At 46.0% G+C, this 16,165-nt stretch carries 12 protein-coding genes; 3 read left to right on the top strand and 9 right to left on the bottom strand.

Features of this window, described 5'->3' with window-relative positions:
- The first annotated feature begins 31 nt into the window (after positions 1–31).
- From ACYVGR_RS33595 to ACYVGR_RS33585, 3 genes are all read left to right on the top strand, one after another.
- The gene (locus ACYVGR_RS33595; protein ID WP_460964690.1) at positions 32–3,046 is read left to right on the top strand and encodes a tetratricopeptide repeat protein; all 3,015 of its coding nucleotides are present in this window, start codon (positions 32–34) and stop codon (positions 3,044–3,046) included.
- 30 nt (positions 3,047–3,076) lie between these two features.
- Complete coding sequence (locus tag ACYVGR_RS33590) at positions 3,077–3,799, top strand: ABC transporter ATP-binding protein (protein ID WP_460964688.1); 723 nt, start codon at positions 3,077–3,079, stop codon at positions 3,797–3,799.
- A gap of 65 nt (positions 3,800–3,864) precedes the next feature.
- Positions 3,865–4,359, top strand: a complete 495-nt coding sequence (locus tag ACYVGR_RS33585) for a heme-binding domain-containing protein (RefSeq protein WP_460964686.1) — start codon at positions 3,865–3,867, stop codon at positions 4,357–4,359.
- Between the two features lie 111 nt (positions 4,360–4,470).
- Here ACYVGR_RS33585 and ACYVGR_RS33580 read toward each other — a convergent pair whose 3' ends face one another.
- From ACYVGR_RS33580 to ACYVGR_RS33540, 9 genes are all read right to left on the bottom strand, one after another.
- Positions 4,471–5,649, bottom strand: coding sequence for a Gfo/Idh/MocA family protein (locus tag ACYVGR_RS33580; protein ID WP_460964684.1), 1,179 nt, complete (start codon positions 5,647–5,649; stop codon positions 4,471–4,473).
- A 128-nt stretch (positions 5,650–5,777) separates the two neighbouring features.
- A complete protein-coding gene (locus ACYVGR_RS33575; RefSeq protein WP_460964683.1) occupies positions 5,778–6,263 on the bottom strand; it encodes a GyrI-like domain-containing protein in 486 nt (161 codons plus the stop codon).
- A gap of 227 nt (positions 6,264–6,490) precedes the next feature.
- Entirely contained in the window at positions 6,491–6,910 is a 420-nt protein-coding gene (locus ACYVGR_RS33570) for a type II toxin-antitoxin system VapC family toxin (RefSeq protein ID WP_460964681.1), read from the bottom strand.
- 2 nt (positions 6,911–6,912) lie between these two features.
- Positions 6,913–9,999: a DEAD/DEAH box helicase family protein gene (locus ACYVGR_RS33565; RefSeq protein WP_460964679.1), complete on the bottom strand. Its 3,087-nt coding sequence runs from the start codon at positions 9,997–9,999 to the stop codon at positions 6,913–6,915.
- A 10-nt stretch (positions 10,000–10,009) separates the two neighbouring features.
- Positions 10,010–10,426, bottom strand: coding sequence for a type II toxin-antitoxin system VapC family toxin (vapC, locus tag ACYVGR_RS33560; RefSeq protein ID WP_460964677.1), 417 nt, complete (start codon positions 10,424–10,426; stop codon positions 10,010–10,012).
- Complete coding sequence (locus ACYVGR_RS33555) at positions 10,419–10,619, bottom strand: type II toxin-antitoxin system VapB family antitoxin (RefSeq protein WP_460964675.1); 201 nt, start codon at positions 10,617–10,619, stop codon at positions 10,419–10,421. The genes vapC and ACYVGR_RS33555 overlap by 8 nt, the downstream gene beginning before the upstream one ends.
- A gap of 12 nt (positions 10,620–10,631) precedes the next feature.
- On the bottom strand, positions 10,632–11,945 hold the full coding sequence (locus ACYVGR_RS33550) for a restriction endonuclease subunit S (RefSeq protein ID WP_460964674.1): 1,314 nt from the start codon (positions 11,943–11,945) through the stop codon (positions 10,632–10,634).
- 3 nt (positions 11,946–11,948) lie between these two features.
- Positions 11,949–14,111, bottom strand: coding sequence for a class I SAM-dependent DNA methyltransferase (locus ACYVGR_RS33545; RefSeq protein ID WP_460964672.1), 2,163 nt, complete (start codon positions 14,109–14,111; stop codon positions 11,949–11,951).
- 163 nt (positions 14,112–14,274) lie between these two features.
- Entirely contained in the window at positions 14,275–16,086 is a 1,812-nt protein-coding gene (locus ACYVGR_RS33540) for an acyl-CoA dehydrogenase family protein (protein ID WP_460964671.1), read from the bottom strand.
- Positions 16,087–16,165 lie beyond the last annotated feature (79 nt).

The following is a 16,165-nucleotide window of genomic DNA, read 5'->3' as shown; positions in this document are numbered from 1 at the left end:
ACTAACCAGCGGTTAACTGCGTTTTTCTTTCATGTCATCCTTATTTTTCTGGAAAGCCTGGAGTCGAACCTATCGACTTACCTACCTCTTTAGCTTTATTGTCTTCTGTATCAGCCTTGTTGCCTTCGTCATTGCCTGGTTACGTGGCCTAGGCAATGTTGTCAGTTGGGATGTATTAAGTGAGCTAAACGAACTACCAATTATTTTCCATTCCTTCTCCGACGGAATCCTTGGCTATGCGGTAAATGGGAAAGCCTATGCCGTTTCTGAACAGTTTGTGGCATCGGCTATGCAAGTCAGACCAGTATTGGCAACGGCTTTTCTGATTGGCATTTGCATAGCCTTTGTTTTGCTGATTAGCGCCATTACCCGATTCGATAGAATTCGGTATCTGATTGGAATGGCTATCCTTATACTTGGCTTAGCTTTTTTTCGCTGGGAAATGCTTGAAGTACCGGGGCTCGGTAGCAATTATCTGTTTCTGTTACTGACGTTTCTGTTTGGAACAACAAGTTATTATTTCCATGCCTTCCGATCTGATTATCCAATAGCCATTCGATTGGGCGTTTTTGGGGTGCTGACTCTTGGGGTTTCGCTTGCTTTGAGCGCCTTATCGCCAGTTAAGTTTCCGGCTTTAGTGGTAGTCAGTTACGGAATGCCTGTTTTGCTGGCCTTAGGAAGTGGGTTCATTTTTTTCATTGCTACCGAAGTTGTTGCCGGGCTCGTCTGGCTTACATCTGCCGGACGTTCTGAGGAAGGTAAGACGCCATCTCGTCGAACTTTGGGGATCAACAACTTTCTGTTTATTAGCCTGTTGTATCTGGTTAATCTGGCACTCACCTGGCTGAAAAATACAAAATATATCGACTGGGATGTATTGGCTATTAGCCCCTTTATTCTCTATCTGATTTCGGTCAAGATGGGTGTTTGGGGCTTTCGTCGGTTAGTGGAGCAACAGGATACGTTCTCCTTTCGTGATTCGGGTGCCTATTTGTACATGGGGCTGGCTTTGCTGACGACGCTTACGATTGGCTATACATTCGTTACGGCTAACGACCCATTGATAGAGGTATTCGAGGATGTGATTACCTATACACAACTGGCGATGGGCCTGTGTTTTGTTGCCTACGTCGTTATTAACTTTCTGCCGATCTATCAACAAAATCTGCCTGTATATCGCGTACTATACAAGCCTAAACGGCTGGAATTGAGTTTGTTCCGCATTGTAGGAGTCGTTGGGGTAATTGCCTTGCTGGGATCAGGTGGGTTAATTACTGTTCGCCAGAGTGTTGCGGGTTATTATAACGGATTGGGAGATTATTACGTCGCCAGTAACCAGCCTACATCGGCCAATGCATTTTATCAACTAGCGTTGGAACAGGAGTTCCAGAATCACAAATCCAACTATGGAATGGCGTCGCTGGCATTGGCACAGAATAACCAGACAGCGGCAGCTTTTTATTTTCAGCAGGCGCTCCTGAAAAAACCGAACCCTCAGGATTATGCCGGTTTGAGTCAGACTTACTTAAACACCGGCTTATTTTTCGAGGCCGTGAAAGCGCTTCAACGGGGTATTCGGGCATTTCCGAATAGTGGCGAATTGCAGAATAACCTCGGCTATCTCTATGCGCGGACCAGCGTTGCCGACTCAGCGTATTATTACTTCAAGTCGGCAACTACAACGTCTGGACGTAATGAAGTGCCGGAGTCGAATTTGCTGGCATTTTACGCCCGAAATCCCACTGTACTGGCTGCTGATTCTACGCTAGCTCGTAGCGTAACAGAATCAACCTACGAATCATATCAGGCGAATGCGCTGGCTTTACGAATTGTGGCCGCACAGGATACCACACAACCACATAGACCGACCTGGTTATCTAACGAAACGCTAAAACAAGGATTAAGCGTGAGTCGATTTGCTAGTTTGTATAACTATGCATTAGCGAACCAACAGTCCGACAGTGTAGCTGCCAAAGCGTTTCAGAAACTATCTGATAATCCCGCTAATCAGGACTTTACGGACGATTTGCTATTGGCACGGGCCGCAACGGAATACAAACAGCATAATCACGCGACGGCTTTTGCCCTCATTGGCCAATTGGCTGAAGGAGATGAGAAAAGCGGATCGGCTTATCGCTCCATTGCCGGGTTGTGGTTCCTGGAGCAGGATTTGTACCGGAAAGCTGCTGAAACATTTGGTTATAATACCGATACAACATCGATTTACTATCGGGCAATAGCGTTTACTAAGGCGAATGAGCTGGCAATAGCACAGCGCTTTTGGGAAACGGCTGCCCAAAATGATCAGGCTGTTGCGGCCTTGAAGCAAGTGCTTTACCAGGAGCGTAAGCCAGAGTCTGATTTGGAGAAAGCGTTCTATGCCACGTATCGTATTGATGATTTAAATCGGGGTGCTTATTGGGAAACGATTCAGGACCCAAGTTTGAAGACGGTTGCCGGGGTTGCTTTGACCAATGACTATCTCGATAACTTACAGTGGCGAAATGCACAGCTGATTTTATCAGGCTTACCAGACTCAAAACAAGTGAGTGCCTTTGCTGCTTCGTTGCGGGATGTTGCGGCTCTTCGGCTGTCGGCTTTCCGACGGAGTGTTGGTTCGGCAGAGACGATGGCCAGGAAGCCTATTTTACCGCAACACTGGGCCGAGCGAGACTATTGGCTGGGACAAACTTATGAACGCACTCACCGACTTGGCCAGGCACAACAGGCTTATCAAAACGCCTTAAAACTAGCACCACTAAACGCTAAAATTGTTACAGTTGCAGCACAACTTGACCAACAACAGAAACGGACAAAAGCGGCTTATGATCTAGTATTGACGGCCTTGTCGGTCAATGAAGATAACGCCGAATTGCTGAAGTTATATGTATCTCTGTGTCTGGACTTAAGCTTGCCCGATTACGCCGAGAAGGGCCTGATAAAACTACAATCAGCTACCTCACCTGCCGATTATCAGGCATTTCTGCCGACTTATCAGCAAAAATTAGCGTCAATCGAAAAGAATAAGGAGAAATTTCTGCAATGAAGTAGCTTTGTCTATTCAGCCTAATGCACTATGAACATTATAGAAACTCGCAACATCGCCAAACGCTACGTAATGGGTACCGAAGTGGTTGACGCGCTCAAATCGATTACGATCGAGATTAAAAAAGGGGAGTATGTTGCGTTCATGGGGCCATCAGGCTCGGGTAAATCTACCCTGATGAACATTGTGGGCTGTCTGGATTCGCCAACGTCAGGACAGTATATTCTGAATAGTCAGGATGTTAGCCGTATGGGAGAAAACGAACTGGCTGAGGTTCGTAACAAAGAAATCGGTTTTGTTTTCCAGACATTTAACCTGCTACCGCGCCAAACTTCGCTCGAAAACGTAGCTCTGCCCCTCATCTATGCTGGCTACAGCAAAGCCGACCGTACTGAAAAAGCCATGCAGGCCCTCAAAAATGTTGGTCTGGAGAATCGGGCTGGCCACCGGCCTAACGAACTTTCGGGGGGGCAGCGGCAACGGGTTGCGGTGGCGCGTGCGCTGGTCAACGATCCCAGTATCCTACTGGCCGATGAGCCAACGGGTAACCTCGATACGAAAACGTCCTACGAAATCATGGACCTCTTTGACCAGATTCACAGCAAAGGCAACACTGTGATTATGGTGACCCACGAAGAGGATATCGCCGAATATTCGCACCGGATTATTCGACTCCGCGATGGACTGATTGAAACAGACCGGCAGAACACCAATATCCGCAAGGCTCAGGTACTGATGCAGACATTAAAATGATTTAAGAATAGGGAATGGTCGAATAATATATATTTAGCCATTCTTAACCTATTCTTTCTACTAACATGCTTCGTAAAATTCTGCTGGGTCTGCTCGCCGTACTGGTTATTATTCAGTTTATTCGGCCCGAGAAAAATCAGTCTACAGTTGTGTCAGCCAATGACATCACAACGAAATACGCCGTTCCTGCTGACGTGCACGCTGTACTCAAAAGAGCCTGCTTCGATTGTCATTCGAACAATACCGTTTACCCCTGGTACGATAATATTCAGCCGGTGGCCTGGTGGCTCCACCATCATATAGAAGAAGGGAAGGACGAACTCAATTTTTCGGAATTTGCTGCGTATTCGCCTAAAAAAGCCCACCATAAATTGGAGGAAGTAGGGGAGGCCGTCACCGATGGCTGGATGCCCTTAGCATCTTATCTCTGGATTCACCATGATGCTAAACTCAAACCCGAAGAAGCGAAGTTAGTTGCCGATTGGGCCAAGGGCTTAGAAGCTCAGATTCAGGTACCCGCCGAAGAAGAGAAAGCGGGTGAGCACCATGAAAAACACTGATTCGCTTTTTTGTCATTTCGACGTCAGGAGAAATCTTAGACTTGACTAATGAGGAAGTTGAGATTCCTCCTGACGTCGGAATGACAAAAAAATACAGTGACAAAAGAGGTTTTATGCCTTCAATTTCACCTTCTTTCCTGTTTCAGCGGCCTGATAAATGGCCTGTAGCAGCGTAACATCCCGTAACCCTTCTTCACCCGTAATGTGGCTGGGCAGTTGTTTGCCATCGAGTAGATCTTTGCAGACGCCGTCCATGTGGGCTGCCTGATGGTTCACGACGGGCATCTCAATTGGACCTTTACTGGTACGACCTTTCAGGGGACCGTAACCGAAAGCGGGTGCTAGTTCAAACCAACCCTTCTCGCAGGAAGCGTAAAGTCGTTCAACACCCGAGGCATAACTGGTGGTCGAATTGGAAACGGCACCGCTTGGAAATTCAAACTGCCAGAACATTGTCTCCTCAACATCCTTGAATTTTACAGGGTCAGTTTTGGGGGCAAACTGGGCCGTTACCGAAATGGGTTCTTCGCCCGTTACGTAGCGGGCTCCCTGTATCGCGTAGATGCCGACGTCCATGAGTGGCCCACCACCGGCCATGCTTTTTTTCAAACGCCACTGGTTCGGATCACCACTTCGGAAGCCATCGCTGCTCTCTACGAATTTAACGGCTCCGAATACCTTCTCCTGGCCTAAACGCATAACCTCTTTGGTGAATGGCTCATAATGAAGACGATAACCAATGGCCAGTTGCTTATTTGCCTTTTTGCAGGCATCAATCATATTCTGGCAAGCTTTTGGGGTAATGGCCATCGGTTTTTCGCAAATGACGTGCTTACCCGCCTTTGCCGCCCGAACCACATATTCTTCGTGCATCGAGTTGGGCAGCACAACATAGACAACATCGATGTCTTTGTTATCCGCAATTCGGTCGAAGGTTTTGTAGTCGTAGACGTTTTCTTTCGGGATATTATATTTCTTCATCCACTCCTCGGCTTTTGAGGGCGTACCCGTTACAATACCTGCCAGACGGCAGTTTTGCGTTTGTTGCAGAGCCGGAGCCAGCAAATTGGTGCTGTAATAACCCAGGCCGACTAAGGCAATACCTAGTTTACGACCAGGTTGTCCCAGCCCTTTTGTATCAGGGTTTGTTAGGAATGAATAAAGGCCGCTGGACTCGTTCTGAACAAGCTGGTTATCGGCATAGCCGAACATAGGTAGGGATAGAGCCGATGCACTCGCGCCCAGATTACGCAGGAAGGTTCGCCGGGAATTGGATTGCTGATTTTTCATGAATAGGCCGTTCTAAAACTCGGTTAAGCCGCGTAAAACAGGATACGCGCTGGAGTCTATAAAAAAGTACCGAAGCCGGGTTTTCTACCAACTTCGGTACAAGGTCATGTACTATTTAAAAAGTGAGCTTACGCTAAACCAATCTGTATTTCAGTTACGCACTTTTCCATATGCTCCAGATCAACAACACTGTATACCTCACGAACGTCCCCATTTGTCTGATTGCCATCCCGATGAAACTGGCCAAAAAGGGCATCATATAGTTCACCAAAGTCGCTCCATGGGCCTGTATGCGTGTAGGATAAGCAGCGAAACGCAGGATAGACCTGATACGAAAATCGATCAGATTGATCGCCTGTCTGCTGAATCGGTAAGACAATTTCCAGTTGAAATTCACGGGTAGGATCACCAGTAACGTCTGTATAAATCCAGTGAATCGGACCCGTGATGTTCAGATTAAGCTGACTTGCTTCTTGATAAAGTTCCATGGCGACACTGGGCGCATATTGCGACAGTGTTTGCAGGGTAGTGCGAGTTGTAAACGTGAGCGCAGTGAAAGGCTGGATTTCTTTTGCGGATAAAGCGTTCTCTGGAACTGTCAGTTGCGTTGTCATGATTTGTTGGGATTGGTGAATGACCGCAACAAAGGTCGCGTGACGTAGTGACAGCGGTATGTCAGTAGGGTTAAACGAATGTTGGACTACAAAAAAGCGAGCCAACCCATAAGGCTGGCTCGCGGTATTTAGCTGTCGATTGTGATTAGAAAATGTACTTGTTCTCGGCAATCATGGCATCGGCGATTTGACGACGAGTATTTAATTAATGCTGATCAATATCCAATTCAGGCTGGAATAAGCGAAACTAAATCAGTATATAAGACAAACTTACTATCAGCAGAAACTATGGGGATATTTTCTGCTAAGGCTGTAGCCAGAATCATACGGTCGAATGGATCTTTATGTTCATCCTTATCTAAAGGAGCTTTACGAAAAGGGATTTCGTTATAAGCCGCAATGTGTCTGTCATCCAATCCGAAAACAAAGAAGTTATCTATCCGGGCCTGAGCCATAAATTCCTGCACAGAAGAGGCCACTTCAGGGAGCTTTCCGGTTTTATGTTTAATGGCTATTTCGAAAAAGCTAGCAGGGCTGACCCATATTTCATTTGCTTCATCTCGGATCAAATCTTGAATATCATAATTGAGTTTAGGGCTATCATTTTGGAACCAGATCAAAATTTGGGTATCAATTAGCACTTTCATATTTAAAACATGTAGTCGTAAAGATCATCAAGAGGTTCGTTAAAATTGTCAGGTATGTTCCATTTTCCTCGCAATGATCCTGGCTTGCGGGTTTTTGAATAGACTACATTGTTTTTAGACAGGTAATCGATAATTCGACGAGCAATTAAAGAGACAATACCCCCTTCTCCTGTATAATGCTCGTCCTGGAGCTTGTCATACTGTTGTCGCTCAATATATTGATCCCAGATTTCTTTTTCAATACGCTCAACCTGCGACTGTATAAAATCTTGTTTATTGGCATTGGCACGGACTGATTCGCGCAATTGATCATCGGCCATGATAGTATTCTGAATCTGTCGGATAACAACGGCTTCTTCGTCGGTGATTGGAAAATCTTCCCGTAGCTTATCCATGAATTCAGTTACCGTCATCTTGAGCGTTTCGGGTCTGCCAACTGGTGTTTTATACGAATCTTTTGGCGAGACTATACTATCCTTCAATTCGCCAATCGTCTCTTTACCAACGTATTTAACGGCTCCTCGTTCCAAATATACATTTTTTAGTAACTCAGAAAGTGGAATCTGGTTCGTTGGGTCTCGCAGCAACTGTTGGCCTAATGCATCGGCAAAAAGAGCAAAAGAACGGTGGGCTGATGCATCATAAAAATTTGATAGAAAATAGTAGAGCTTTACAAACCGGTTTAATAATCCTACGTATGACCGACGGTCGTTGCGCTCGGAGTACCGTTGTTCAAATTGCTTTCTATAGGCTACTGTTAAACTTTGTAGTTTAGCGTCCTTTTCAGAGTCCTGCTCGGCTAGCTCTAATTGCTTTATATAAGCCTCGATCTGGGTAGTGCTAAATACGGCTTCATCATCTATTTGCTTTCGGAGCGCGTCAAGGGCGAGTGGGTCAGGCTCTGCCGTTTTATACGGCACATTTTGCCGGAACTTCTTAAAGGCTTTAATAATCTCGGCTGCATTGTTAGTGAAATCAACAACTAACAGTTCGCCTTGTTGCTTGCCAGGATAATTTCGATTTAGGCGGGAGATCGTTTGGACAGCATTGGCATCGCGTACAACCTTATCCAGGAACATACCGCATAGTTTCGGCTGGTTAAAGCCTGTCTGAAACTTATTAGCTACCACCAGAATGCGATACTCGTCCTGATCAAAGTAATCTTCAATAACTTTTACACCATCGATTAATTCAATACCGTTTACACCTGCTTCGTTGTAGTCTTGCGAATTACCTTGTTCATCAGTTATTGAAAAGTTAGTAAACGCAAATAACACCTTATAAGGGAGCCGCTTTTGGGCGAGCATGGTTTGTAACGTCCGGTAGTAGGTTAAACCCGCCGGACGTGATGAAGCTACAACCATCGCTTTCGCTTTGCCATCCAGTTGACCCGCTACCTTCTCCTTGAATAGTTTGACGATGATTTCGCATTTGTACCGGATCAGGTCTTCATCTCGGTAAGCAACATCCTGAAGGGCTTTGGCAATTACGCCTTGTGGGTACTCAATGTCGGGTAAGGCTACCCGGCTATTCAGATTATAAAGTGTTTTGTAGCTGATAATATTTGCCGCAACGTCCAGAATATATCCTTCACGGATGGCTTCGTCTTCGTAATAAATATCTACTGGGTCGCCAAATGTGGCAACAGTTTTAGCCGTGGGTGTAGCGGTAAATGCAACGAGTACTTGATTACCAATATCAACTTTCTTAAGGGCCTTGCCGATTTCTTCTTCCTCTGTTTTCTCTTCTGTATCCGTATCAGGTTGATCGGCGCGTGTGAAGGGCGTACGCGTGGCTGCGCTTTGAGGCCCGTCTTGCGAACGGTGGGCTTCGTCAATTAAGAAAGCGACGTTTAATTGTTTAAGATCAGCATCATTTTTAAGTTTCTGCTGTACCTCCGTGAATTTCTGAATCGTTGTGACAATAATGGGCCGACGACGCTGAATTAATTGCCACAGATTAAATGAGTTATGCGCAAAGCCAACAACTGGATTGTTTGGATCTGCGCGTAGGTGACTAAATAATTCCAGGTCGTCTTTTATATTTTTGTCCAGCGATTTACGGTCGGTCAGAATAAAGATCAAATCAAAAACCTTATTGTCTGTTCTAGGGTGGTAGAGCGCATGAAGTCGGTCGGCCATCCAGCTAATGGTAAGCGTTTTTCCCGCTCCTGCCGAATGATATACCAGATACTTCTGACCTAGTCGATTGTGTTCGGCATATTGCTGTTGAACTAATCCAGCAATTAGCCGTGTGGACCGTAACTGATGATAGCGTGGGAAAATGGTAAATTCAGGACTGTATTCAGTAATACCTCCCGAATCCATGCGGGGCTTCGAGGGCACATAAATCAGGTAGGTTTCCAGAAACGCCAGCAAGCTATCGGGCGAAAGAACATCAGCGTAGAGGTGTTCAATTGGATATTCGCCCTCGTTTTTTGCACGGTTGTCCAATCCATCATTGAGCCATTGAAAATTACCGGCACTATGTGGATTCGTAGCTGCTTTAACGTTTTGGGTATCAGCGGCAATGTGAAGAAATGGTAACTCGAAAAGTTGATTGCTATACCCACGGTCAATGTATTGCTGCACAGCATCGGCATATGTCTGGCCCTCATCGGGATGCTTTACTTCGAGGGTGACAATAGGAAGCCCATTCAACCATATAACCAGGTCGACCGATTTATCGCTGTTACGATCAAAATGATATTGGGTTTTGAGTGTAAAGCGGTTCTTGTTGTATAAATCTACCAGAACAGGCGAGGTCTGGCTGCGGGGCTTGGGATAAAAGAGTTGAAACTTCCGGTTTCGTACCGTCAAACCGTTGCGAATAAGTAACCAAAGCGGACTATGTTGCAGCGCATTGCGGAGGTGACGCAAGACTTCGGCCTCTGTGTCGGTGCCGTAATCCAATTCGAGACTACGTAGTGTGTTGGACTGAGTGGCGAGCAGGAAATCAAAAAGTTCTTTGGTAATAATATGATAGTCCCGGTCGGTCAGTTCATCGACCGATAACGGGCGCATCCCATGCCGTTTCTGGAGGTAATCGGCAATGTGGGTTTCAAACTTTTTTTCTTTATTGCTCGGCATAACGTTGTATTCATGAATACAGGCGCAAGATTCCTTCGTTTATGGGTAAATGGGTAGCGATACGGTCGAAGTCTACATCATTATGTACAATCTGCAAATTAAATCGCAGGGCATAAACGGCAATCAGGCAATCGTTTGGCTTACGGATGGTTACGCCCTGCTGGCGCAACACTCGGTATAGCGTGGCCGCCCGGTCGGCCTGTTCGTAGGCATCTGCCTGTAAACGCTCCAGGTACTTGAATTTGTCCTGAACCGTGCGTAATTCACTGGGCGATTTTATGCCCTGTAGTACTTCCTGCCAGATGGGTGGGCATATCCAGACCGGCCAGTCGGACACCAGCGCTGTGTGTAAAAGATCCGTCTTGGGATTAATTACCCGGCGGAAATAGTCAATCCATATGGAGCTATCGAACAATAAATCATTCATCCGGCGTGGTACGCATTTGGCTTAGGTCGCCTTCCCAGTTGACAACACCACGCAGATTGGCTAACTCTCTCTTCTTTAGCTTTCGCAGAAATTCATACAAGGCCTGATGAATGAGTTCCTGTGGAGAATCAATATGGCTTAACTCCATACTTTCCCGGAGCAGTTGATCGCTTACCTCAATAGTCGTTTGCATGATGAATGTCCGTTAGTTGGTTATACTATATTCCGCCACGCGCTTTTTCCCTGTCACGTATTCGTGAATAATGCTCCGGCGGTAATCTTGCAATACGGATGTTTGCCGTATCATTCTGGCTTTTATCTGAGTTGTTTTTTTGCGGAAATCGTCCAGGTAATCAACGATTTGTTGCTGTTCCTTAATATCTCTCGGAAAAGCGATTTTACAGGTCGTCAAAAATTTAGCGGTTACTCGTTGTTGACCAGCCGCACCTTTCATATTTAACTCGGCATACTCTCTAAATAGTTTAGTCCGAGTAGCATAGTACAAATATTTGCCTAGAATACACGGCTTTGGTCGTATAACGAAAAACTCTGTACTGCCGAATGCATAACGTGTGGGTAATTCTGTAACGAATGCGCCCTTCCCGTTTTCCATGCAAGGTGTAATCTTGGCAAACAGCACATCGCCAGCCTGGAAATAATTTAGCCCTTTATCAACATCTCGGTAAGCAACTTGCCCAGCTATCGATACGCGCCCATTTTCGGATACACAATCCATGGGCACCAAAGCAATATCTTCATCTGGCTCAATAATAGGTTTAGAGGGGTTAAACGTTGCTACATCTTTAATGCGATCTACTTTCCAATGAATGGGTACATCGCCCAGGTAAGAATCATTGCCTGGTTGCTTCAGTACATCCGAATAAAGCCCTTTTGTTACGGCTTCATGGAGACGTGTACGCCATACCTTTTCCAGCTTCTTCACTTGCTTCTGCTTAAGCGCAATAGCCTTGTCGATCCGTTCACAGACTCGATCTAAATGAGCGGCAATAGCAGCCTGTTCGGATTTCGGAGGAAAATACAAATACTGATGCTTAACTATATCTTGGCTGATATTTGCTTGACCACCACCGTAAGCTTGGCTGATTAAATACTGTCGCATATCTAAGGCCGAATAAAACATAAATTTTGTTTCAATTCGATCCGACATTACTAGGGCACAACAAGCTTGGTTGGTGGTAGCATCCATTTCTAAGATGCCAAGTTTGCCAATTGTGGCCCCATACAGAGCAATCAATAAAGAGCCCTTAGGAAAGTATTTAGCTGAAGAATTTTTGTATCCTTCTTCCGAAAGTTTCTTTGACGTATCGCTAATATAGCTGTCGTTCAAATCACCACTTTGAACCCAAAAAATGTCACCATCGTAATAGGCTTCATTTCCCGAAGATGGAGTTCCTCCCGAACCAATTTGAGTACAAAGTCTACGCAATTTGCTCTTACGCCAGTTTATAGGTACCACACCTTGCCACTCAATTCCCGATTCAACCAATTCCTGTTCCATAGCTTATACGGTTTCTTCGGTACGGATTTGCGTCAAAATTTCTTCTGCCTCTGCCTCTAGTTTCCAGAATTCGTCCAATAGCTGGTCGGAGGGCGTCGGTTCCTGATAGCAGTAGAAGTATTTATTAGGTAAAATTTCGTAACCCAGGTGCCTGGCTTCTTCCCAACGAACAATGGGGTATTCGATTTCACGTTCCAGAAACGCCTGTATGTAAACGGCCCGGTCGGGCGCATCGGCATCGAACGGAATGTATTCGGTATCGGGTACGTAGTGCCGGTGCGTATAGGTGCCTGTCAGTGGCACCCGTTTCAGCCAGGTTTTCAATTCCTTTACCGAAAGAGTCTGTATGGCTGGTAACTTAGCCTTCAATGCTACGTCAGCCAATTGGGCATCGAAGGCTTTGGTATTGTCGTAGGTGAAGGTTAGGGTTGTGTTGTCAAGCGTAACGCTGAAAGCAAGATCGCCGAACGTTTCCCAAACGCGCTTAATAACAGCGTTGGTGGGCAGACTTTCAAACGCTTCGGTACGGTATAACGGGGTTCCATCCTCGTCCTGCAACCAGTAAGTAACGCTAACTTTATGAAAGGCAAAATCTGTAGTGCGAAACGTTTTGACGGTATCGCTTTCTTTGTTGGCCCGAAAGTCGGCCATAATAGCCGCCCGGTGTGCATCGCTAATGCGGTGCCGCTTGTTACCAAACGATTTAGGTTCTTTTTCGAACTGCTTTCGGGCGTTGATAATCGTAACCTTTTTGTCTTTGCCAGCCGGTTTGGCGTTGTTTAAGAGCCAGATGTAGGTATAGATGCCTGTACTGTAAAACAACTGGTCAGGCAACATTACCACGGTATCCAGCAAATCATTTTCCAGAATATAACGCCGGATTTCTGATTCCCCCGATAGAGCATCCCCATTTGATAGAGGAGAACCGCTAAACAGAATCGCAATTTTAGACCCTCCCGAAACTCTATCGTTCATCTTCTCGATCATCGATAGCAGAAATAGCAGAGCACCATCGTTGTCGCGAGGTAAACCAGGTTTGTAACGGTCCTTTTGCAGTTTCTCAACGTATTGGCCATACTCGCCCCAGTTTACGCCGAAAGGCGGATTCGATAGCATATAGTCGAATCGATGGTACTGGTGAAAGTCGCCAAATTCAGGCGATTTGCCATCTTCGGCAATCAGTGAGTTGCCATTGGTAATTTGCTTAACAGGCTGCCGAATGTTGGTCGTGTCAATGGTCAGAGACTCACCTTTTAATAACATATCGGCTAAACAGACCGCATAGTTTTGGGGGAGTAGTTCCTGACCGTAGAGCAAAACATGGTCTTGTATGCGCTTCACCTCAGCTTCCGTTTTTACCTGGTCTATAAGGTGTTCTTTGGCTACAGAAAGCATTCCACCGGTTCCACAAGCAGGATCATATATTGATATAGAGCGGTGGTTGTTGAGTATACCGTTGAGGTCGATTTCGAGTAGTTCAACCATTAGGCGTATCACTTCACGAGGTGTGAAATGCTCGCCTGTATCCTTCGCGTCGTCCTGTGAAAATCGTTGAAGCAGTTCTTCATAAACGTAGCCCATTTCGATATTCGACAGCAAACTAGGGCTGAGGTTCAGGTTTTTTACCAACTCCATGATGCTATCTAACCGATTGGCCTGCACCATTTTGCCGATTACTGCTCTAAACTCAAATTTGTCGATTATTTGCTGTACCACTGGTGCAAAACCGCCTACATACTCCCGGAACGCCGTTTCCGCCTGTGTGCGGTTATTATTTAAAATGGCTCGTATAGTCCAGTGCGTTTCATTATAAAAACTAAACTGCTTTTTTTCGATTAATTTGACCGTTGCTCGTAGTTGATCGAAGGTTAGCGTTAAGTCTGTCAAATCGACTTCACCCCGTGGGCCATATCCTTCAAAACGTTTATCAAGATTCTGAGTAAGTTCGTCGGGGGTAAGTTCAGGTTTAGCAGCCTTAAGTTTTTTTTCAACAATGTCGCGAGCAATTCGTTCGCGCCCTGCGTCGAGTACGCATTCAATTCGCCGAATGACAATCATTGGCAAAATTACTGACGCGTAATCCTTCGGTTTAAACTTTCCCCGAAGTTTAATTGCGCCTTTCCATATATCGCCCGCTAAGTTGTTTAGAGACTCTTTGTTAAGCATTATAATAGCCAGTACAGTACTTATTCCAGTAATGAGTTTGATCAAAGATAGTGAAAGAAGCAGTCGACTGGGTTAGATTGAGAATAGATTGATTATATCAATAAAGCAAACGGGCCAACTCTATTTCAGAGTCAGCCCGTTATAGTTTAGCTGTCGATTGTGATTAGAAAATGTACTTGTTCTCGGCAATCATGGCGTCGGCAATCTGACGACGAGCATCTTTGAGGTTCATTGGTTCTATTTTGGTGAACCGCTTCAAGCCCATTAACATGCCGCGTAGTTCGTCGCCTTCGGCAAAGGATGTGATAGCCGCCCGACCTGCGTTGTTGACCTTCTCAACGGCTTCGTGCAGATACACTAAAGCCATTTGTTTTTGCAGTGCAACGGCTTCTTCGCCTTTGATGCTGATCAGTTTTTCAACGCGTAATAAGACTGACTCTGCGGCATATACTTCTATCGCCATATCGGCCACGTTCATCAGAATTTCCTGTTCGTTCGAGAGCGTCATCATGAACTTCTGAACCGCAGCACCAGCTACCATCAGAGCCGCTTTTTTCAGGTTCTTCAAGACTTTCTTCTCGGCAATGAACAAGCCTTCTTCCTCATCCGAACCGAAATCGGGAATTGACATGATTTCTTTGGCAACGGCCATGGCCGGACTCATCAGGTCGAGTTCGCCCTTCATGGCCCGCTTCAGCATCATGTCGACGATGAGCATGCGGTTGATTTCGTTGGTGCCTTCGAAAATCCGATTGATCCGAGCATCGCGGTAGGAACGATCCATGGGCGCGTCGGCTGAGTAACCCATGCCACCGTATACCTGAACGCCTTCATCAACCACGTAATCCAGTACTTCCGATCCGTGAACTTTCATGATGGCGCATTCGATGGCAAACTGCTCCAGGGCTTTTAATTTCGCCTGGCCGTCTTCCATACCCTGCCCTTTAAAGTCTTCGATCAGATCGTCGATGTTCTGGCCAGCCCGATACGAAGCTGTTTCGGAGGCATATATTTTCAGGGCCATTTCGGCCAGTTTGTGTTTGATAGCGCCAAACTGAGAGATGGCCGTTTTGAACTGTTTCCGCTCATTCGCATAGCGAATGGCGTTGTTAAGCACTTCTTTCGACCCACCAATGGCGGCAATGCCTAACTTGATCCGACCGATGTTCAGGATGTTTACGGCAATCTTAAACCCGTTGCCGCGTTCCGACAGCATGTTCTCGACCGGCACTTTTACATCGTTGAAGAAAATCTGACGTGTATCGGAGCCTTTGATGCCCATCTTGTGCTCCGGCTCGTTCATAGTGATGCCTTCGTACGTCCGCTCAACAATGAATGCCGTCAGATTTTTATCTGTCTGTCCATTCTCGTCAATCTTAGCGAATACGATATATACATCGGCAAAGCCACCGTTGGTAATCCACATTTTCTGACCGTTCAGAATGTAGTGTTTACCATCTTCCGAAAGAACAGCTTTTGTTTTGCCGGAGTTAGCATCCGAGCCAGAATCTGGTTCCGTTAAGCAGTAGGCAGCTTTCCATTCGCCACTGGCCAGCTGGGGTAAGTATTTCGATTTCTGATCGTCGTTGCCGTAATAAACAATGGGCAATGTGCCGATACCCGTATGCGCCGACAGCGCCACCGAGAACGAGTGACCAGCGCCGGTTACTTCGGCAACCAGCATCGAGGTATTGAAATTGGTACCAAAACCACCGTACTGCTCAGGCACCGAGGTACCAAGAATGCCCAACTCACCGGCTTTGTCCATCAGCGACGAAATCAGCTCTGGCGACTTGGCGTTGTCAATCTCGTTCAGACGTGGCCAGATCTCCCGCTCCAGAAACTCACGGCAGGTGGCCGCAATCATCAGTTGCTCTTCAGTAAATTCTTCAGGAATAAAGACCTGGGCGGCTTCGGTTTCTTTGATCAAAAACTCACCACCTTTGATGGAGGCTTTAGGCTCTGTCGCAATCATGTTGCAGTCAGTTTATTATGCTTGCATACTAATTATACGACAAAGAAAATCATTTCAAAATTAGTATGCAAGCATACTA

The organism is Spirosoma litoris, from assembly GCF_054776755.1.
The sequence above is the reverse complement of the archived record's forward strand: the minus strand, read 5'-3'. Positions and strand labels throughout refer to the sequence as shown.

Excerpts from the sequence above, each read along its gene's own strand:
- ACYVGR_RS33595 (WP_460964690.1), top strand. The coding sequence starts at position 32 with ATGTCATCCTTATTTTTCTGGAAAGCCTGGAGTCGAACCTATCGACTT.
- ACYVGR_RS33590 (WP_460964688.1), top strand. The coding sequence starts at position 3,077 with ATGAACATTATAGAAACTCGCAACATCGCCAAACGCTACGTAATGGGT.
- ACYVGR_RS33585 (WP_460964686.1), top strand. The coding sequence starts at position 3,865 with ATGCTTCGTAAAATTCTGCTGGGTCTGCTCGCCGTACTGGTTATTATT.
- ACYVGR_RS33580 (WP_460964684.1), bottom strand. The coding sequence starts at position 5,649 with ATGAAAAATCAGCAATCCAATTCCCGGCGAACCTTCCTGCGTAATCTG.
- ACYVGR_RS33575 (WP_460964683.1), bottom strand. The coding sequence starts at position 6,263 with ATGACAACGCAACTGACAGTTCCAGAGAACGCTTTATCCGCAAAAGAA.
- ACYVGR_RS33570 (WP_460964681.1), bottom strand. The coding sequence starts at position 6,910 with ATGAAAGTGCTAATTGATACCCAAATTTTGATCTGGTTCCAAAATGAT.
- ACYVGR_RS33565 (WP_460964679.1), bottom strand. The coding sequence starts at position 9,999 with ATGCCGAGCAATAAAGAAAAAAAGTTTGAAACCCACATTGCCGATTAC.
- vapC (WP_460964677.1), bottom strand. The coding sequence starts at position 10,426 with ATGAATGATTTATTGTTCGATAGCTCCATATGGATTGACTATTTCCGC.
- ACYVGR_RS33555 (WP_460964675.1), bottom strand. The coding sequence starts at position 10,619 with ATGCAAACGACTATTGAGGTAAGCGATCAACTGCTCCGGGAAAGTATG.
- ACYVGR_RS33550 (WP_460964674.1), bottom strand. The coding sequence starts at position 11,945 with ATGGAACAGGAATTGGTTGAATCGGGAATTGAGTGGCAAGGTGTGGTA.
- ACYVGR_RS33545 (WP_460964672.1), bottom strand. The coding sequence starts at position 14,111 with ATGCTTAACAAAGAGTCTCTAAACAACTTAGCGGGCGATATATGGAAA.
- ACYVGR_RS33540 (WP_460964671.1), bottom strand. The coding sequence starts at position 16,086 with ATGATTGCGACAGAGCCTAAAGCCTCCATCAAAGGTGGTGAGTTTTTG.